General features: G+C 59.1%; 12 protein-coding genes. 8 read left to right on the top strand and 4 right to left on the bottom strand.

Features of this window, described 5'->3' with window-relative positions; translation table 11 throughout:
* The first annotated feature begins 30 nt into the window (after nt 1-30).
* Nucleotides 31-921 carry a triacylglycerol lipase gene (locus QMX98_RS16170; protein ID WP_077748945.1) on the top strand — a complete coding sequence of 297 codons (891 nt, stop codon included), beginning with the start codon at nt 31-33 and terminating at the stop codon, nt 919-921.
* A gap of 43 nt (nt 922-964) precedes the next feature.
* Here QMX98_RS16170 and QMX98_RS16165 read toward each other — a convergent pair whose 3' ends face one another.
* Nucleotides 965-1,852 (bottom strand): DMT family transporter, encoded by an 888-nt coding sequence (locus QMX98_RS16165; RefSeq protein WP_010464117.1) that lies wholly within the window; start codon nt 1,850-1,852, stop codon nt 965-967.
* Between the two features lie 97 nt (nt 1,853-1,949).
* Between QMX98_RS16165 and QMX98_RS16160 the strand changes: the two genes are divergently transcribed.
* The 4 genes from QMX98_RS16160 to QMX98_RS16145 all read left to right on the top strand — a co-directional run bounded on the left by QMX98_RS16160 (nt 1,950) and on the right by QMX98_RS16145 (nt 8,945).
* A complete protein-coding gene (locus QMX98_RS16160) occupies nt 1,950-2,732 on the top strand; it encodes a helix-turn-helix transcriptional regulator (protein WP_172962163.1) in 783 nt (260 codons plus the stop codon).
* A gap of 148 nt (nt 2,733-2,880) precedes the next feature.
* Entirely contained in the window at nt 2,881-7,281 is a 4,401-nt protein-coding gene (locus QMX98_RS16155) for a DUF6543 domain-containing protein (RefSeq protein WP_282411056.1), read from the top strand.
* Nucleotides 7,282-7,379: 98 nt separating this feature from the next.
* Nucleotides 7,380-7,685 carry a PsiF family protein gene (locus tag QMX98_RS16150; protein ID WP_282411055.1) on the top strand — a complete coding sequence of 102 codons (306 nt, stop codon included), beginning with the start codon at nt 7,380-7,382 and terminating at the stop codon, nt 7,683-7,685.
* Between the two features lie 246 nt (nt 7,686-7,931).
* Nucleotides 7,932-8,945, top strand: a complete 1,014-nt coding sequence (locus QMX98_RS16145) for an AI-2E family transporter (RefSeq protein WP_010464112.1) — start codon at nt 7,932-7,934, stop codon at nt 8,943-8,945.
* A gap of 140 nt (nt 8,946-9,085) precedes the next feature.
* On the opposite strand, the gene QMX98_RS16140 is transcribed toward QMX98_RS16145, so the two are convergent.
* Complete coding sequence (locus tag QMX98_RS16140; RefSeq protein ID WP_145310282.1) at nt 9,086-10,360, bottom strand: Hsp70 family protein; 1,275 nt, start codon at nt 10,358-10,360, stop codon at nt 9,086-9,088.
* 294 nt (nt 10,361-10,654) lie between these two features.
* On the opposite strand from QMX98_RS16140, the gene QMX98_RS16135 reads away from it, so the two are divergent.
* Nucleotides 10,655-11,602, top strand: a complete 948-nt coding sequence (locus QMX98_RS16135; RefSeq protein WP_010464109.1) for a DnaJ C-terminal domain-containing protein — start codon at nt 10,655-10,657, stop codon at nt 11,600-11,602.
* A 23-nt stretch (nt 11,603-11,625) separates the two neighbouring features.
* A complete protein-coding gene (locus tag QMX98_RS16130) occupies nt 11,626-11,931 on the top strand; it encodes a chaperone modulator CbpM (RefSeq protein WP_010464108.1) in 306 nt (101 codons plus the stop codon).
* Nucleotides 11,932-12,073: 142 nt separating this feature from the next.
* Here the strand turns inward: QMX98_RS16130 and QMX98_RS16125 are convergent, their stop codons facing one another.
* Nucleotides 12,074-13,201: a HAMP domain-containing sensor histidine kinase gene (locus QMX98_RS16125; RefSeq protein ID WP_282411054.1), complete on the bottom strand. Its 1,128-nt coding sequence runs from the start codon at nt 13,199-13,201 to the stop codon at nt 12,074-12,076.
* A gap of 237 nt (nt 13,202-13,438) precedes the next feature.
* Here QMX98_RS16125 and QMX98_RS16120 point away from each other — a divergent pair, with 237 nt between their 5' ends.
* Nucleotides 13,439-18,724, top strand: coding sequence for a DUF6543 domain-containing protein (locus QMX98_RS16120; RefSeq protein ID WP_282411053.1), 5,286 nt, complete (start codon nt 13,439-13,441; stop codon nt 18,722-18,724).
* Nucleotides 18,725-18,788: 64 nt separating this feature from the next.
* Here QMX98_RS16120 and ureC read toward each other — a convergent pair whose 3' ends face one another.
* On the bottom strand, nt 18,789-20,489 hold the full coding sequence (gene ureC, locus QMX98_RS16115) for an urease subunit alpha (RefSeq protein WP_010464104.1): 1,701 nt from the start codon (nt 20,487-20,489) through the stop codon (nt 18,789-18,791).
* Nucleotides 20,490-20,593 lie beyond the last annotated feature (104 nt).

Here is a 20,593-nt window from a genome sequence, read left to right as displayed (position 1 = left end):
TCATCTCACCGATCACAAGGATGTCCGTCCATGTCGCAAGGTTCTGCCACGCGTTATCCGTTGGTGCTGGTCCCGGGAATGCTCGGGTTTATCCGTCTGGTGCTGTATCCGTACTGGTACGGGATCATTTCGGCGTTGCGCCGGGGCGGGGCGACGGTGTTTGCGGTGCAGGTCTCGCCGCTCAACTCCAGCGAGGTGCGCGGCGAGCAGTTGCTGGCGCGGATCGAGGAGATTCTGCGGGAAACCGGGGCCGAGAAGGTCAACCTGATCGGCCACAGCCAAGGCTCGCTCACAGCCCGTTACGCGGCCGCCAAACGTCCGGATCGCGTGGCGTCCGTCACGTCGGTCGCAGGGCCGAATCATGGCTCCGAGCTGGCGGATTATCTGGAAAAGCATTACCCGGCCGACACGTTCAAAGGACGGGTTCTCAGCGTGTTGTTGCGCTGGATCGGCGCGTTGATGAGCCTGCTGGAAACCGGCTATCGCGGGCCGAAGTTGCCTGTGGATATCCCGGCTTCGCACCATTCGCTAACCACTCAAGGCGTGGCGCTGTTCAATCAGCGTTATCCACAGGGCCTGCCTGAAACCTGGGGCGGGCACGGGCCGGAAGAGGTCAACGGCGTGCGCTATTACTCCTGGTCCGGGACGTTGCAACCGGGCAAGACGGACCGCGGCGGTAACCGGTTCGACGGCACGAACCGCAGTTGCCGGCTGTTTGCCAGAACCTTTGTGCGCGAAACCGGGCATTGCGACGGGATGGTCGGGCGTTACAGCTCGCACTTGGGGACGGTGATTGGCGATGAGTATCCGATGGATCACTTCGACATCGTCAATCAGTCGCTGGGGCTGGTGGGGAAAGGGGCGGATCCGGTGCGGTTGTTTGTCGAGCATGCGGCCCGATTGAAAGCGGCTGGCGTGTAAACGTCAGTTGGACCGCGTTATCGTTCTTCGCGGGCAAGTCGGGTCAGGCAACGCTGACCTTACGGCCCAACACGGTAGTCCAGCGCTCCGAAAGCACCACCCCACCCAGCGTCAACACCCCACCCACCAGGTGATACATCGCCAACTGTTCATTCAGTACCACCGCCGCAATCAACGCCGTAATCAACGGCAGCAAATTGAAAAACAGCGTGGTCCGGCTCGGTCCCAGGCGCACCACGGCCTGCATCCACGCCAATGGCGCCAGCATCGAAGCCAGCAAACAGGCATAAAGCACCAGCGGAATATTCTGCAAGGTCGGTCCGACCTTCGGTGAAGCGACAAACAACGGAAACAGCACCACCACCGCCACCAGCACCTGCAAATACAACAACACCAGTGGCGGCAAGCGCAGCTGCCATTTTTTCAGCAGCGTGCTGTAGATCGCGTAGGCCAGCGTGGCGATCAGCATCATCGCGTCGCCCAGGTTCACGCCGTGCTCAAGCAGTGCGCCGAGGCTGCCGGACGACACCACCACCAATACGCCGGCGAACGACAACACCGCGCCGGCCAATGCGCCCGCAGTCAGGCGCTGACCGAGGCTGACAATTGCCATGGCCAGCGACATCAAGGGCATCAGCGACAAGATGATCCCCATGTTGGTGGCTGTAGTCAGCGTTGCGGCGAAGTACGCCAGGCTCTGATAGACGGCCATGCCGAGCACGCCAAGGATGAAAATCTTGCCCAGGTTCGGGCGAATCTGGGGCCAATGCGCGATCACCGGTTTGAGCATGAACGGCGTGAACAGAATCCCGGCCAGCAGCCAGCGATAGAAGCCGATTTCCGCGGGGAAGATCGCGCCGACCGCCAGTTTGTTGATCACGGTGTTGCCGGCCCAAATGAAAATGGCCAGCAGGGGATAAGCGTATTGCATCAGAAAAACCATCAACGTTAGTGAGGAGCGATTATCCGCCTGTCTGGATGCAAGCCTATACTTCAATCCAGACAACCTGCCCTTGATGACGGACAGCATGACCAGTAAACACATCGACCTGCTCGATTTCGCAGAATTGCCGTCCCCGGTCTATTTCCGTTATGCCGACTTCGACACCCATGAATATGCCTCGACCCACCGTCACCCGTGGGGGACTCTCGAGTATTCGGCCAACGGTGTGTTGCACATGGAAATTGGCAGCAGCCGCTTCATGTCGCCGCCGCAATACGCGGTGTGGGTGCCGCCGCAGACCGAGCACAGTTTCTACAGCAATCAACCGATCAACTATCGCGCGGTCTGCCTGGCGCCGGTGTTGTGCACCGCGTTGCCACAACAAGCGTGCACGCTGGCAATCAGCGACATTCTCAAGGCGATCCTCAAGGACTTCGCCGCCCGCGACGTGAAAATTCCCGACCACGATGCGGACAAACGTCTGGCGCAGGTGTTGGTGGACCAGTTGCAACTGGCACCCATCCAGGAGTGTTATTTGCCTTACGCCAGCAGTTCGGGATTGCTCGTAATACTTGAAGCCCTGCAAGCCGAGCCCGGGGACAATCGGCCATTGGCGCACTGGGCCGCGCAGATCCATGTCAGCGAACGCACCTTGGCGCGGCAGTTTGTCCGTGAGCTGGGCATGAGTTTCGGCGAGTGGCGGCAACGCTTGCGTTTCCTCGCGGCGATCGAAGCGCTGGACAGTCAACGCAGCATTCAAAACATTGCCTTCGACATGGGTTACAGCACCGGTTCGGCATTTATTGCGATGTTTCAACGCCAGGCCGGGTGTACGCCTGAGCAATATCGTCGGCAACGAATTATCTGAGATAAATAAGTCAGTGGGTGTTAGAAGTTTTAAGTGGTGAAGTTTCTTACAGGCTAATCGGAATTGAACTTCATTTGATTGAGTGATTAACGTTGTACGCTAGTTGTATAAGCCGTTTCTGTTCAGCAAACTTATGCAGAGTATCAATGTGACCACTTCAATCCGGATCGATGAAATATCAGCAACCGCAATACAACAAAAAAGCAAACATCACGAACTTATAAAAAATGCTATCCCGGAATGGATGCGCCAAACTTCACCCCACAGAATCAGCGCGTTAAAAACCGTGATGGCCCCACTTCCGGAATGGATTATCACCGCTTCACCGATGCAGCTCGCAGCCCTGCAGCGCGCCTCGGAGGAAAGCTGGCGGGCACAAAACGATGTCGACCAGATGCTGAGCGAGGCGCAAGATGTCTACGCCTTTGCTGAACCGCTGCTTCGTCAGGCGCTGAAAGATCAATACGGTGTAGACGTCGATGTAAAGGAAACTTTCTTGCAGTTTTTTTCTCCGCCCCATTTATCCCCTTGGGCCAACAATTTCAATAACGGCGTGGAATCGCGCATTGTTTCGTTGCTGGATGCGGCATTACATAATTTTTCGGATAAAGAAGTATTAACCTCTGATTCGCAGTTTATTACCCGGCCGGACAAATCGAATCGATTCGATATAACCGGTGTTCGTAACAACATGAGTGTCGACCAATTCAAGACACTTTGCCGCACTCTGGATATCGGCGCTCACTATAAAGCCCATCTTGAAGGCTATGTGCGCCCTGTCGACGGGCTGGCGCGTAGTGTGGTGCAGCAAACAGTCATAAAAAGCCAAAAGGCTGCGTTAAAAGCAGCCCTGTATCTGGCCAGCCTTAAAAATGACATCTCGGCCAGTGGCTACCTGGCTGTACAAAGCCTGCTCAAGGATATTAAAGCGTGGAAGATGGATGGCCTTCCCGTTCATTACTATCAGCTGAAAATTCTCGATGTCCAGTTGAGAGGCATCGTGCTGATCGCCCCTGATCTGCATATCCACGACAGCGCCGCCCGGCGAGTCATTGTCTATGTGCCACATGACCCGGAGCATCCACTGAAAGAGTACGCCTCGAAGGCCGAGTTCGCCCGTGAGCTCACTCGCCAATTGCGGGATGCCCCAAGGAATTCCACAAACAGTTATCAGCAGTTCTTCAGCCGTTTTGTCGACCATCAACAACGGGGGCGCTTCTTCTCGGCACTCAATGCCGCGCTGGTGGAAATAACTCAACACGACAAAATTCCGGGCGTCGATCAGCCGGTATGGCGCGAAACGCCCATCGAGAATCCGCGCCTGCACTTTGAGCACGTTCGGTTCGAGAACGACATCCATACCTTTTTTACGGGCGACCCTTGGCTTTATCTCTACCAGCAACAGCAAAACAAAATCCTGAACGATGCCCGGGAGATGGTCATCTCGACGCAAGATGCCGATCGTATGGAGCGCTGGGCGTGGTTCGACAACCTGGAAAAAATGCTTTCCGACGTCTTCAATGCCGCGTTAATGGTGGTGGGGCCTTTCATACCCTTTGTGGGCGAGGTAATGATGGGTTACATGGTTTATCAGTTGGTCAGCGAGGTCGTCGAAGGCATTGTGGATCTGGCTGAAGGTCTCTATCTGGAAGGGGCCGAGCACATCATTGGGTTTGTCGAAAGCCTGGTCCAGTTGGTGGCCTTCGCTGGCGGCATGAAAATCGGCAGTGAGGTGGTACTGCCCAAGTTGTCATCGTTCATCGAGTCGACAACACCGGTCACGCTGGCCAACGGCGCCAAACGCCTGTGGAGCCGCGACCTTGAGCCCTATCAAAAACAAAACCTGACCCTGACTGCGGATTCAAAGCCTGATGAAACCTGGCTGCACCGGTATGAGGGCAAGCCGATTCTCAAGCTGGACACCCGGCACTTCGAACTGACGAAAGATCCACAGAACGGCAAACACAGGGTTAAACATCCGACCCGCTCCGACGCCTATCAACCCGTGGTGGAGAGCAACGGCGAAGGTGCCTTCGTGATTGAAGGCGAGCAACCCCATAGGTGGGATGACTCGACCTTGATGGCGCGACTCGGCCCGGACATGGGTGAGCTGGCCGAATCCTACGGGGACATCCGCTCGGTCAGCCAGACCGATGCCAGCGCGATCCGCCAAATGTATGCCGACAATGAGCGGCCATCGCCGTTGCTCAGCGATACCGTGACCCGGTTTCGTATCGACCGTGACATTCAGACCTTCATCGAGCAGATGGGCAGCGAGCGTGCGCAAGATTACTCAAGCGCCGATCCCGAGATGCAATTTCAGCTGCTCGATGGTCTGTGGCCCGGCAATGCGATTGAGCTGGTAGACGCCAGGGGCGAAGTGCTTCGGGTCATCGGTCGCGCGGGCGGGCCGGGTGTCCAGATAAACAGCAATCGTCTGGCTGACGTCGATCTGCTCAAGACGCTGTTATCGCACCTGGATGAAGCACAACTGAACACCTTGTTGGACGTCGAGTTTCATATCACGCCCAGCACGCTGGAACTGAACGCCAAAAATCTGCGGGCCGAGTTGGCGAAACGGGCCAGGAGCAAGCGCACGTCGCTGTTCAACGCACGTTATCGTCGTGTCGAAGCTGCCACGAGTGACTGCGCAAAAACGATCCAGGCCCAAGTGCCGGGCCTGCCTGGCACTGTCGCCCGGGAGTTGCTGTCCATCGCCACGCCCTCCGAAGTCCAGGCGATTGAGCGCGGGCAGTTGCCCGCAAGGCTGGAAAACCTCGCGCGTTGGGCGCTGCGAGACGTGCGCATGAGCCGTGCTTATGAAGGTTTTTACCTCGACTCGGTCGACAGTCCCGACATGGACCGGCTGGCGCTGCACTCCCTTGAGCATCTTCGCGGCTGGAATCCCGATGTGCGCATTGAGGTCCGACGGTTCGAGTACGACGGAACCCTGCTCGACAGTATCGGCCAGGACGACGCAGGGATTCGCCGTACGCTCGTCGAGCTTCATGACTCGACATTCGTCGCTTATGACGAAGACGCAAATGCCCTGCATTCGGGCATGGATCTGTTTTCCGCTATTTTGCAGGCGTTGCCGGACGCCGAGCGTAACGCGCTGAACATCTATATCGGCCAGGGCCCCAAACTGAAGCTGGCCCTGCGCGACAACGCATTGCAGCCCTATCAGTTGCTGAAGGTGCTGGACGGTCTGCCGGTTCTTGACCCGCTCACTTACGATCCTCAATTGATGCGCCTGCGTGGTGGCTCGCCGGGCGCGGGCGGCGAACGTGCAGTCCTGGAAGACATCGGCGGCCAATACAGCGACCTGGTCACGGTAGCGTTCCATCCTTCTGTTTCTGCATTCAAGCGATTCGATTATATGCGCGGCCTGAAACTGATTCACGACAGCCTTCCACAGGATTATCTTTTCGACCTTTTCGAGGCGCTGAACGCAGCCAATGCGACCGGAGAGGCCGGGCCAGGCCTGCGGATCGTCCAAAGTATCGAGGCGTTGCCTGATCTGCAGAAGCTGATGCTGCCAGAGCAGTTCAACGCGTTGACCGGGCGCCTGTTTACCAAAGAGGGCCTGGTGCCGCTCACGGAACTGGAACGAAACCTGGGGTTGAATGCGCGCAATCTGGAACAGACCGGGCGGGCCAATGCCTACCAGGCGCTGTTACATTCAGTCCGGGAGAACGGTGTAACGCCAAGTCCGGAGCTGGCTGATTTAAGCAGCTATGGGGAGTGGTTTTCCCAGGCCGTGGTCGAGACCGAAGGGCCGGTTCAGGTATCGCCTCAAACCATGGCCAACTTGAAAATGGCGCAGGACGCGATCTATCGAGCCAAGGAGCTCCTGCCGTTATCGGGGAATCAGTTGCCAAGCATGTGGGAAAACGGCGGTTCGGCGATTGCCAAAATCAAAGGCCTGCGAGGGATGGACCTTGAGGAGGGCGGGTTCTCCGCAAAACTGACCACCGCGGAGGCCGCTCGCAAAGCCATTGATATCAAGGGCGGGAATTGTTCGGAGAACTCGAAGGTTACGTTTTCGATTCTCGCCAGCCAGCCCCGGACGTCCAGCATTCACATTGTCAGGGCCACCCGTTTTGATCATCAATATGTAGTGATAGGAGATGATCTGAGCAATCTCGATGCTCTGGTCGTCGCTGACTCGTGGCCGGAATTTCCCGCAGCGCACTTGGCCAGCAATGCACACTTCAATTTCGAAATGCCGCCGGTGACCACACTGACCCCCGGGCCGGCCGTGGCCGAGTACGCCTTTATCAATGAAGCCGCGCCAGGGCCGGCGGTATTGCCTGCGGTTTCCGAGGCGAACACGTTCCGGCAGATAAAAATCAACAAGCTCTATGAGGAGGGTGCGGCATATGCCCAATGGACGTCGTTGCGTGAGCTTGGACAGACTTATGCGGTCGAGGGGGGCACGCCGGTCTTGTTCGAGCGGATGCCCGCGTCGGTCATTGATAACCGGGTTGATGCTTATCAGCGATACCGGGAAGCCTTTAAAGATCTTCTGGAATCGGAGGCTGATTGAGGGCCATCGGTTGCGTCGGTGGATGAATGTGTAACAGGGGTTGTCTACACTCCAGATTGAGGCCGCACCCCTCGGTGCGGCAACAAGGAGAAAACTCCATGATGAAGTTGCGTGTCCCTTTGTTGATGATCGGTTTGCTGCTTAGTGCCCAGGGCTTCGCCGCCACTGAGCAACAGAACAAGATGACCACCTGCAACGCTGACGCTACCGCGAAAGGCCTCAAGGGCGACGAGCGCAAAGCCTTCATGAGCACCTGCCTCAAGGCGGCACCGGCCGCCAATGACGCCAAGACCTTGACCCCTCAGCAAGAGAAAATGAAAACCTGCAACGCCGATGCGGCGACCAAAGCGCTTAAGGGTGATGAGCGCAAAGCATTCATGAGTGATTGCCTGAAGAAAAAATAAATAACTGAGTCATAACGGGCGGCAGATTGTGGTGGCTGTGAGGGCCCCTTTGCGAGCAAGCCCGCTCCCACAATGGAACTGTGTTCGTAGGACTGATGTGGGAGCGAGCCTGCTCGCGAAGGGGCCAGCATGGCCGCTATAAAAAATCGCCCACGCCCCACTAAGGTCGCCCTACACAATCCCTAGTGCTGGCCTGCGAACGCTGGCAGACTGCCAATCCTTTTACGTCGTTCGTTTTGAGGCTGTATGCCAACGTTTTCTCAACGCCACGTTTTGCTGCTGATCAGTTGGGTCATCATCTTTGGTGGTTTGCTGCTGGTGATCCCGCTGCGACTGCTGCCTAGCCTGCTGGCCGGGTTGCTGGTGTTCGAACTGGTCAACATGCTCACCCCGCAGTTGCAGCGGCTGATCGAAGGTCGACGCGCGCGCTGGCTGGCGGTGGCGTTGCTCGGGACGTTAGTGGTCAGCGTGTTGACCCTGATTTTTGCCGGCGCCATCAGCTTTTTGCTGCACGAGGCGGAAAACCCGGGCGCATCGCTCGACAAATTCATGCACGTGGTTGACCGCGCGCGCGGGCAGCTGCCGCCGTTCATCGACGCCTATCTTCCGGCCAGTGCCGCGGAGTTTCGCGTGGCCATCGGCGAGTGGATGAGCAAGCACCTGAGCGACTTGCAACTGGTCGGCAAGGACGCGGCGCACATGTTTGTGACGCTGCTGATCGGCATGGTGCTCGGGGCGATCATCGCCTTGCAGCGCATACCGGACGTGACCAAGCGCAAGCCGCTGGCTGCCGCGTTGTTCGACCGCCTGCACCTGCTGGTCCAGGCGTTTCGCAATATCGTCTTCGCCCAGATCAAGATTTCCCTGCTCAACACCTTCTTTACCGGGATCTTCCTGGCGGTGATCCTGCCGATGTTCGGCGTCCAGCTGCCGCTGACCAAAACCCTGATCGTGCTGACCTTCCTGCTCGGTCTGTTACCGGTGATCGGCAACCTGATGTCGAACACGCTGATCACCATCGTCGGCTTGTCGCTGTCGATCTGGGTCGCCATGGCGGCGCTGGGTTATCTGATTTTTATCCACAAGCTCGAATACTTCCTCAACGCGCGCATTGTCGGCGGGCAGATCAGTGCCAAGTCGTGGGAGTTGCTGCTGGCAATGCTGGTGTTCGAGGCCGCGTTCGGCCTGCCAGGGGTGGTGGCGGGGCCGATTTATTACGCGTACCTGAAGAGTGAGTTGAAGCAGGTGGGGATGGTGTAACCACCCCATAATCGTTCTCACGCTCTGCGTGGGAATGCCGCCATGGACGCTCTGCGTCCGTTGATGAGGCTGTGACGCGGAGCGTCACGGGATGCATTCCCACGCAGAGCGTGGTAACGATCACTACCTCGGGTTGCGAATCAGTCCATCGTGCCGTAACGCTTCATCGCCTCGATCGCCAACCCGCTGCCGATGCTGCCGAAGATGTTCCCTTCCACATGCCGCGCATTCGGCAACATCGCCGACACGCTGTTGCGCAGCGCCGGAATGCCGCTCGAACCGCCCGTGAAGAACACCGTGTCGACCTGATCGACCCGCACGTTGGCGTCGTTCAGCAGTTGGGTCACGCTGTTGCGCACGCGCTCCAGCAGGTTGTCGATGGCCGACTCGAACAGTGCGCGACTCAGCTCAACGCTCAAGCCCGGCTCGATGCGGTCCAGCGGCACATGGCGGCTGTCGGCGTGGGTCAGCTGGATCTTGGTTTCTTCCACTTCCATGGCCAGCCAGTGTCCGGCGCGCTGGTCGATCAGCTTGAACAGGCGATCGATACCGCCGGTGTCTTCGATGTCGTAGCGCATGCTGCCCAGGGCCAGGGTCGACTTCTGCGAGTACACCGAGTTGATGGTGTGCCAGGTCGCCAGGTTCATGTGGTGGCTGGTGGGCATGTAGGCGCCGCTCTTCATGCGGCTGCCGTAGCCGAACAACGGCATCAGGCCTTGCAGGCTCAACTGCTTGTCGAAGTCGGTCCCGCCGATGTGCACGCCGCCGGTGGCGAGGATGTCGTCGTGACGGTTGTCGTGGGTGCGGCGCTCCGGGGACAGGCGCACCAGCGAGAAGTCGGAGGTACCACCGCCGATGTCGACGATCAGCACCAGCTCTTCCTTTTCGATGGTCGACTCGTAGTCGAATGCCGCCGCAATCGGTTCGTACTGGAACGACACATCCTTGAAGCCGATGGCGCGCGCCACGTCCACCAGGGTGTTCTCGGCCTCCTGGTCGGCCATTTCGTCGTCATCGACGAAGAACACCGGGCGGCCCAGCACCACTTCCTCGAATTCCCGACCGGCGGCCGTCTCGGCGCGCTTCTTCAACTGGCCGATAAACAGCCCGAGCAGGTCCTTGAACGGCATCGCCGTGCCGAGGACGCTGGTGTCGTGCTTGATCAGCTTGGAGCCCAGCAGGCTCTTGAGCGAGCGCATCAGCCGGCCTTCGTAGCCTTCCAGGTACTCGTGCAGCGCCAGCCGACCGTACACCGGGCGGCGTTCTTCCATGTTGAAGAACACCACCGACGGCAGGGTGATCTTGTCGTCCTCCAGCGCGATCAGCGTTTCCATGCCGGGGCGCAGCCAGCCGACGGTGGAGTTGGACGTGCCGAAGTCGATACCACAGGCACGGGCTGGAGATGCGTTTTTCATGACTTTCAGGTTCCGGTTAAAAAACGGCCGCGCAGTGTATGTCAGTGCGGCGCAGATTCGAAGGCCGACTATCCGCTAAATACACCAATGGCGCCTTGATAAGATGGCCGGATGCCCCAAACTTGTCTGCATTGAGCCTGGCAGCCATCGGACGGTCGCAAGAACCGCCCACTGCTGCCGATAAACTTCTGACGCGCTACCCGGTCACAAACTTGAGATCGGTCAACCCGGCGCCTGGAAATACGCGCAGACTACGGTGACGGCGCGATATCGATAACGGATGGTGATCCTTAGATGGACTTCAAAGACTATTACAAGATTCTCGGTGTGGAACCGACCGCGGACGATAAGACGATCAAGGCGGCTTATCGGAAACTGGCGCGCAAATACCACCCCGATGTCAGCAAGGAAAAGGACGCCGAGGCCAAGTTCAAGGACGCCTCGGAAGCTTATGAAGCGCTGAAAAGTGCCGACAAGCGCGCCGAATATGACGACTTGCGCAAATACGGCCAGCACGGCCAACCGTTCCAGGGGCCGCCGGGTTGGCAGGGCCGTGGCGGCGGTGGGTTCGGCGGTGGTCAGGACACGGGCGATTTTTCGGACTTCTTCAGTTCGATCTTCGGCAACCGTGGTCCGGGTTTTGGTGGTGGACAGTCGGGCCGCAGTGCCGGGCGCCGAGGGCAAGACGTGGAAATGGAACTACCGATTTTTCTGGAAGAAAGCCTGTCGAACGAGTCGAAGAAGGTCTCCTTCCAGGTGCCGCAGTACAACGCGGCCGGCCAGCACGTCAGCAACACCAGCAAAAGCCTGAACGTGAAAATCCCGGCCGGTGTGACCGACGGCGAGCGCATCCGCCTCAAGGGCCAGGGGGCGCCGGGCATCGGTGGCGGGGCCAACGGCGATCTGTTCCTGATCATTCGCTTTGCGCCGCACCCAAAATTCGACGTCGAAGGCGAAAACCTGATCATTACCTTGCCGCTGGCGCCCTGGGAGTTGGCGCTGGGTACCGAAGTCGCCGTGCCTACACTGACCGGCAAGATCAACCTCAAGGTGCCGGCCGGCAGCCAGAACGGCCAGCGCATGCGCGCCAAGGGGCACGGTCTGCTGAACAAGGCGGGCGAGCGTGGCTACCTGTTCGTGCAATTGAAGGCCGTGATGCCCAAGACTTCGAGCGACGAGGTCAAGGCGCTGTGGGAAGAACTGGCGAAAAAAGCCGCTTTCGACCCGAGAGAAAATTTCTGATCCAAGAGACGGAGTCGCCCATCATGAGCAAGCCCCTGATCGTTCAACTGGACATGGCAGAATTCTGTGAGGCGACCGAGCTGTCGGACGTCTACGTGATCGAAATCGTCGAGCACGGCATCCTCGAACCTCAGGGCAAGCAGCCCAAGGATTGGGTTTTCAACGATTACGAGCTGGCTCTGGCCAAGCGCGCCGCCAAGCTGCGGCGCGATCTGGAGCTGGAGTGGGAAGGCGTCGCCCTGGCGCTGGACCTGCTTGAAGAGGTCCAGCAGCTGCGGGCGGAGAATCGCATGCTCAAGCAGCGGTTGGGGCGGTTGGTCGTCGAGTAGTGTTCTGCTGGTTTTGTGTCGCTTGACACGACCCCTTCGCGAGCAGGCTCGCTCCCACATTGGATCGGGTTCTTCCAGAAGGAATACGGGTCAACAGTGGGAGCGAGCCTGCTGGCGATGAACGATGACGCGGTCCGTGGTATTAAACCTTGCGCGGCAACACCACGGTAAACAGCGTGCCGTCCGCTTCGCTGGAACTGACCTCGATCGTCCCGCCGTGTGCATCGACCACTTCCTTGACGATAAATAACCCCAAACCAAGGCTGGTGGAGGGTTGGCCGAGCTGCTCGTCAGCGCTGCGCACCAGCGGATCGAAAATCGTGCCGATCGCTTCCTCGGGGATCGGAGCGCCATAGTTATGCACCGTGAGGCGAACCGCGTCCGGCTCGCCCGTCAGGGTCACCGTTACGTCACGCTTGTTCAACCCATGCTGCAAGGCGTTGCCGATCAGGTTCTGCAACAGTTGACTCACTCGTCCGGCATCCCAGGCGCCTCGGGTGTCACCCTTTACGTGGACCGTCGGATCGCACTCGGGGTTACCGGCGCAGGCTTCGGCAATCGCCGCATGGGCGGCATCGGCCAGGTCCATGGGTGCCCGCTCGATCGGCAGGCTTTTACCCAGGCGACTGCGCACCAGCTCCAGCAAATCGCCGACCATCGCCGCCATGTGCCGCGCGCCGTGCTTGATGTTGACCGCGCAGGTCAGCGCATCGCCTTCAAGCTTGGCTTTGCGCAGCAGTAATTCGGTGGACATGCTCACCGCTTGCAAGGGTGCCCGCAGGTCATGCCCCAGGATCGCCAGAAAGATATCCCGCGAACGATTGACCTGCTCGGCGTAGGCCGCGGTGGATTCGGCGAGTGCTTCGTCAATGGCTTCGTTGAAACGGATCATGTCCTGGAAATAGGCCATGTCCGGAGACGCCAGGCTGTCGACCCACAAACGGATGACGCAGGCACGCAAATGACGGAATTCCGATGTCATCTGTACCAGATCAAACCCCACGGTATGCCGCAGTTCGCCATGACTGGCACCGGCCTCGTCCAGGCTCGGGGTTTTTTCCGGGCCTTCGCCCTTGGCCTTGGCCATCTGTTCACTGGAGGTTTGCGCGGTGGTCATGTCACGCGCGGCGGCCAGCAAAATGACCTTGGCGTGATCGCGCAGGGCGACCTTGTCCATGTGCTCGGCCGCCGGGGTAATGGTGCTGGCGAACTGCTCCCATTCATCGACGATACGGTCTACGTGTTGCCTGATGAAATCGGGTAGGCGCATGTCCGGTTTCCTGATGGGAATTCTGGCGCATCTTAGCCCCTTTGCTGTCCGCTAAAAACTACCATTACGCGGGGGAGCACTTTTGTACGGGGTTCGGGTGGTAATTGCCTGTTTTTTAGATTCTTAAATCGAATGCGACGTTGATGTATTCGTGATTTTGGCGTTGTTTTTTGAGCTTTTGTTTTCGTCGCCAGCCAATAATCTGGTGGTTCAATTCGTCGCATAAGGATTTGCGAAATGAGTGAACGTTCGGACAGCCCGGGTCGGCCAGCCATTGCCGGGCAGGCAAGAGAAGTGAATAACAATGTGTATCGTGATTATCTGCTGGGCAAACTGCCCGCGCCGGTCAAAGATGCGCCCGCCTCACGCCTGGTTGCCTTTGCCCATTCGAAACCGGAGTTTCCTGAGTGGTATTTGAATTCAAGCGCCATTGATCGCCAGTACCTCAAGGAGTTGATCGACGAGCGCTGGCGCCTTCAGGGGCCATTGGACGCGGCGCTGAAGAATGTACAGCAGGACATTCTTGCCTTCGCCGAGCCCTTGCTGGTCCAGGCTTTGAAAGAGCATTTGAACCTGGAACTGGACGTCAACGCGACGCTGATTCGGCTGTACGTCCCCGCCAATCTGGCCATTGGCATCGATACCCATGCCAGTCGGCTCAGGCAATCATCATTGCTGGAAGCGGCCCTGCACAATTTCGAGGCCCCCGAAACGCAGGAGGGCGCGTTTCGCGATGGCTCGGGCATCTTCATCAGGGACGACGAAAACGAACTTCAGCGGCATACGCTGACGGTCGAAAAATTTGCCGCCCTGTGCCGCACGCTCGATATCGGTGCGCACTATCAGCGTCACATCAAGGCATTGCTGATGCCCGAAGAGGTGACGGCCAGAGCGTCCGTCGTGCAGCAATGCACGGCCAGTGAAAAAGCCGCGTTTCACGAATCGGCACTGATCGCGTATCTGAAAAAAGACATCACGTCCTATGGCTACGGGAAACTCCGGCAGATTCGTGACAACGAACAAGGCATTTTGATGGGCCGTCGGCCCCTGCAATGCCACCGGCTGGCGATCATGGGGTTCAGGCTGTCCGGCATTGTGTTGTTCAGTGCAGTGGCGGACCCTTCGAAAATCAAACGGGTTTACGACGCGCTGATTCCACAGCATCAACGAACGATGCTGGAATGGTCGCGACGTCTGACACTGCTCCCGGGGCAGGAGTTTGATCAGTTCAAGTTGCTCCAGGCGTTTTTCGCCAATGGCCCCAGCGGTCTCGTTGAGGCCATGTTGCAACGGGACGATGCTTATCAACAAAGTCGTCTGGAGGGGACGCTGATTGCGTATGTCCCCGATGATCCCGACCACCCCTTCAAGGAATACGAGTCCTTCACTGACTTCATGAAGGCGCTGACGAGCCAGTTGCGCTCGCCGGGTTATCAACAGTTTTTCAGCCGTTTTGTCGCGCAAAAAGACCAGGGCAAGTTTTTTGCCCGGGTTCGCGAGCGCCTCTCGACCTTCACCTGGAAACAGCGAGAGCCGCTGGACATGGGGCCGTGGTGGCGGGAGAGCGCCGTTGAAAATGCCAACGCAGAGCCTGTCACCCATATCATTTCGGGCGATCTCTGGGCGCAAACAAGTCTATGGCGCAGGGAGAAAGCGATTGCCGATGCGCGGCACATCGCCGTGCCGACCGGCGATGAAGACGCCACCACCCGTTGGAACCGGCTGATCAGTTATCTGAACATCGGCTGGAACGTGTTCAATTTCGGCGCCATGCTGGTGCCCGGCCTGGGCGAAGCGATGCTGGCCGTCATGGTCGGGCAGATGGTCCTGGAAACCCTGGAAGGCTTCGAAGACTGGAGCAAGGGTGACAAGGAAGACGCGGCGTCCCATCTCACCGGCGTCATGATCAATTTCGCGCAGTTGGCCATTATGGGCGCCGGGCATGTCTTGCCGGCCGGTGCGGCGGCGTCGGTCAAACCATCGGCGTTTATCAACCGGTTGAAAAAGGTTGATCTGGCCGACGGCCAGACGCGCCTCTGGAAGCAGGACCTTTCGCCCTACGCCCATGACGTGGTGTTGCCCGCCGAGGCCAAGCCAAGCGAGCAGGGGCTGTATCGGCACAGCGAAAAGGACTTCCTCAAGCATGAAAACCAACACTTCGAAGTGATCAACGATTCACGCACCGGCCAGCCACGCTTGCAACACCCGGCCCGGCCACAGGCTTATCAGCCGACACTGGAGCACAACGGTGGCGGCGCGTGGAAAACCGAACTCGACCGTCCCATCGAGTGGGACAAAACCACCCTCATGCGGCGCCTGGGCCCGACGGTCGAGGGCTTTTCTGATAACACCCTGGAGCATATTCGTCTCGTCAGCGGCATGGAGGAGGACGAATTGCGTCGCTTGCATGTGGTCAGCGAACCGCCGCCCGCGTTGCTGACCGACACGATCGAACGCTTCCAGGCCTGGGCCGAAGTGCAAAAACTGCCCGGGCAGATAAGGCTCAACGAGGTTCCGCAAGCATTCGTCGAGCAGGTGCCCCGCTTGCTGGTTGAATGGCCCGGATGGCCTGAGCAAAAAGGCATCGAGCTGTTTGACGGCCCTGGGCATAGCGGGCGCTCGATCAAATTCGGCAACGTCGATGCTCTGCCCGCTGACACGCTGAAGATAAGTCGTGCCGAGGTTCGTTCAGGGAAACTGCCGGAGCGTGCCGTGAAGTTTGCGAACGAGGCCGATATCCACGCGCTGCTCGGGCAGGGCATTTCAACGGACGAGCAAGTCCGCATCGATGCCTTGAAAAACCAGCTGGCCGGGCGAGCAGACAGTCGCCGCGCAGCTCTGCTTGACGCGCTGAGTCGCCGTTTGCAGCAAACCGACAACCCCCAGGTGCAGGTGCTTCAGGATGCGTTCAATGGGCTCCCCGCTGCGGTAGCCCGGGAACTGCTCGCCGACATCGAGCCGCAAGACCGGCTCGACATCACCGAGCCGTCGCGCATCCCCTTGCAACTCAGGGAGCGGGTAGGAGTGGCCTTGCGGGCCATACGAACCGCGCGCGCTTATGAAGGGCTCTTTCTCGACGCGGCGTTCGGTGTGGACACCGAGCGGCTGGCGTTGCACTCGATGCAGGCGCTACCCGGCTGGCCCGAAAACGTGCGGATCGAAATCCGTGAGTTTTCATTCGATGGCCCGTTGCGCGACAGCGTCGGCCCGACGGACGCCACCCACCGCAGAATCCTGGTCAGCGAGGACGGCCAATACCAGGCGCGCGATACCGATGATCTGCAATTGCACGGGGCCGATGATTTATACGCGTCGGTGTTGCATGCCTTGCCGGATGCCGAGCGAAACGCGCTGGGGTATCACGTCAACCAAGGTGCCACGCTCAAGTCCGCCATTCAAAAAACGCCATTGCCACGGGACAGGTTCAGCGCGCTTCTGGGCGATAACCCTGTACGCAAACCGGCGTATGACCCCGTCACGATGCGCCTGCGTGGCGGCATGCGCGGGGTGGCTCATGGGCTAAGTCGAATCAACGAACCCATGACGCCGCAAGAGCGGGTGCGTGTTGTCCGCCCCGGATGGACGGAGGCCGAAGCCTTGGCCTATCTGCAGATGAGTGGCAGCGAACTCAGTCTGGAGCAGAGGGCCAGCGCACTCGAAGCGGAATTCGATCGGCTCAACGCCAGTTTTCAACGCTGGTTGAAATCGCCGACCGAAGCGTACAGCTTCACGCCTGCCGGCGTCGCCGAATGGCAAGCCAGAAACGCTTTATACAAAGAGATCAGGGAATGCTGGCAGCACACCGGGTTGCGCCACGTGGATTCATTCGGTCATCTGCAGGGCGTTGTGCTCGACCTGGAAAACATCCCGCTGGGGCGTCATCTGCGCACCATGCCTGCCCTGGAAGGTAATTTCGATCACGTCACGCGCCTCAATCTGACCCTGTCCGAATTGACCGACGCACACAGTTCCTTTCTCGATCATTTTCCCCGCTTGCGTTCGCTCAACGTCAACGGCAATGCGTTCTCCGCTGTTCCCGGTGCCATCCGCCGCATGCGCGCGCTGACGGAACTCAACATGCGAGGCAACCGTATTGTCCTGGATGCACAAGGCGTCGCGGACCTGCGCAACCTGACACGACTGGAGGTTCTGGACCTGTTTGGCAATCCGTTGGGGCAAGTCCCGGATATTGGCGGCATGAGAAGGTTGCATACGCTGATCCTGGCGGACACCGGCGTGCACACCTGGCCGCAGGGGCTGTTCGCACAACCGCGGTTCCGGCATTTTTTCCTGGATTTGCAGCGCAACGAAATCACCCACATTCCGGCAGTGCCCCCTGGCTCCGCTCAGGCGGAATTGCTGGCGCGCACCTTGCTGAGCCGAGAGCCGCAGTGGTTGGCCGAGGCCAATCTGCAAACGCTCAGGGACTACATCGAGTCCATCGGCATGGACCCCGATCGACCTTATCCTCCCCGTGGTGTGCGTGACAGTCTCGACTGGGAGGAGGGCATGACACGGCCGGAATGGGTGGCGAAGCAAGCGGTCTGGAACAGTGTCGAGGATGAGCGCGGATCGGTCGGTTTTTTCAACGAAATCCGCAAACTCACCGAGTCGGGGCACTTCAAGCACGACCTCGGGTTTCGGGTCGATATGACCGCCAAGGTCTGGCGCATGCTCGAGGCGATGTCGAAAAATACCGAGCTTCGGCAAAAACTCTTCACCATGAGTACGGTGCCCACAACGTGCGTCGATGCGGGCGCGCAGCTGTTCAATGCCATGGGCCTGGAGGTGCTGATTCATGAAGCCTATGAGTTGGCCAATCCTTCGCTGGTGGAGGGTGAACTGGTCACGCTGGCGCGAGGCAAGTCACGTCTGGATGAACTGAGCAGGATTGCCCGCAAAACCATTTCCGAACGCGAGGCGATGGGCGAGGAGTTCAGGCGTGTCAATGCCATGGGGGAGGTGATGGGCACGATCGATGAGGTGGAAGTTCACCTGGCGTTCATGACCGATCTTGCCGAACGGCTGGACTTGCCCTGGCAGTCTCGAAACATGCAGTTCCGAGGGATCGCGGGTGTCACCTCGGCGATGACCGACAATGCTTACCTGCGTGTGCTCGACCTTGAGGAAGGTGAGCTGCTCGGTGATTTGCTTGTCGAACAGCCGTTCTGGTCATCCTATGTCGAGGGTGTCAACCGACGGGCTTTCAAAGTGTTCAGGCGCCGGATCGATGCCACGACAGACTTCTATATGGCCTTGGACCAGCGTGCGAACGACACAACGCTGACCCTTGAGCAAAAGGCTCGGCTGAAGGAAGCGCTCAGGGTGCTCGGCGCGGAACTGAACAAGCCGGAAAGCGACTTTGCACCGGGACGCATCATGACCGATGCGCAATACGCTGCTGAGTTGAAGACGATCGATGAAGAGCAAAAGGCGTTGCTCAAAACCTTCACCCAACAGGCGATCGACCGGGCAAAACTGCAAAGGGTAGAACTGCCCTTTGTCGTGCAGCCGGACAGTTGATGGGGCTGCTTTTCCCGGGGGGCTGGTTCGCCGGGCCCCCGGGATTGTCAGGCAGACAGAACGATCAAAACAGGAAATATCGCTGGGCCATCGGCAGCACGTCGGCGGGCTCGCACCACAGCAGGACACCGTCGGCCTTGACTTGATAGGTCTGTGGGTCGACATCAATGGTCGGCAGGTAGTCGTTGTGGATCAAGTCGGTTTTCTGCACCTCGCGGCACCCTTTGACCACTGCGATTTTCTTCTTCAAACCCAAGGCCTCGGGAAGGCCTGCTTCTTGGGCTGCCTGGCTGATGAAGGTCAGGCTGGTGGCGTGCAACGAGCCGCCGTAGCTGGCAAACATCGGGCGGTAATGCACCGGTTGCGGCGTCGGAATGGAAGCATTGGCATCGCCCATCAAGCTGGCCGCAATGGCCCCGCCCTTGAGGATCAAGGTCGGCTTGACGCCAAAAAACGCCGGACGCCAGAGCACCAGATCCGCCCATTTACCCACTTCCACCGAGCCCACCTCATGGCTGATGCCATGGGTGATCGCCGGGTTGATCGTGTACTTGGCGATGTAGCGTTTGGCGCGGAAGTTGTCGTTGCCTTCGCCATCCCCGGGAAGCGGGCCGCGCTGCTTTTTCATCTTGTCGGCGGTCTGCCAGGTGCGCGTGATGACTTCGCCGACACGGCCCATGGCCTGGCTGTCGGAGCTGATCATCGAGAACGCGCCGAGGTCATGCAGGATGTCTTCGGCGGCGATGGTTTCGCGGCGGATGCGGCTTTCGGCGAAGGCCACGTCTTCGGCAATGCTCGGGTCCAGGTGGTGGCAGACCATCAGCATGTCGAGGTGTTCGTCGATGGTGTTGCGGGTGAACGGCCGGGTCGGGTTGGTCGAGCTCGGCAGCACGTTGGCAAAGCCGCAGGCCTTGATGATGTCCGGGGCATGACCGCCCCCCGCGCCTTCGGTGTGATAGGTGTGGATGGTGCGACCCTTGAAGGCGGCGAGGGTGGTTTCGACGAAGCCCGACTCGTTAAGGGTGTCGGTATGAATCGCCACCTGCACATCGTACTGGTCGGCGACGTTCAGGCAGTTGTCGATGCTCGCCGGGGTGGTGCCCCAGTCTTCGTGCAGCTTGAGGCCGATGGCGCCGGCCTTGACCTGCTCGATCAACGGCTCCGGCAGGCTCGCGTTGCCCTTGCCGGTAAAGCCAATGTTCATCGGGAATGCATCGGCAGCCTGGAGCATACGCGCCAGGTGCCACGGCCCGGACGTGCAGGTGGTGGCGTTGGTGCCGGTGGCCGGGCCGGTGCCGCCGCCGATCATGGTGGTGACGCCGCTCATCAATGCTTCTTCGATCTGTTGCGGGCAGATGAAATGGATGTGTGTGTCGATGCCGCCAGCGGTGAGGATCATGCCTTCACCGGCAATGACTTCGGTGCTGGCGCCGACCGCGATGGTCACGTCCGGCTGGATGTCCGGGTTGCCGGCCTTGCCGATGGCGGCGATGCGGCCGTCTTTGAGGCCGACGTCGGCTTTGACGATGCCCCAGTGGTCGATGATCAGCGCGTTGGTGATCAAGGTGTCGACCACTTCGGCGGCCAGTAATTGACTCTGCCCCTGGCCATCACGGATGACTTTGCCGCCACCGAATTTCACTTCTTCGCCGTAGGTGGTGAAGTCTTTTTCCACTTCGATCCACAGCTCGGTATCGGCCAGACGGACCTTGTCACCGACGGTGGGGCCGAACATGTCGGCGTAGGCCTGACGGGAAATCTTCATTCGTTCGCCTTGAGATTCAATTGAATTTGAAATCGTTCGCTGCGCTCACTCTCGCGAGCAGGCTCGCTCCCACAGGGGAATGCGATCAACTGTGGGAGCGAGCC

This window comes from Pseudomonas sp. PS02303, from assembly GCF_029959925.1.
GTDB classification, from domain to species: domain Bacteria; phylum Pseudomonadota; class Gammaproteobacteria; order Pseudomonadales; family Pseudomonadaceae; genus Aquipseudomonas; species Aquipseudomonas mandelii.
This window is presented reverse-complemented; position numbering and strand designations above follow the sequence as displayed.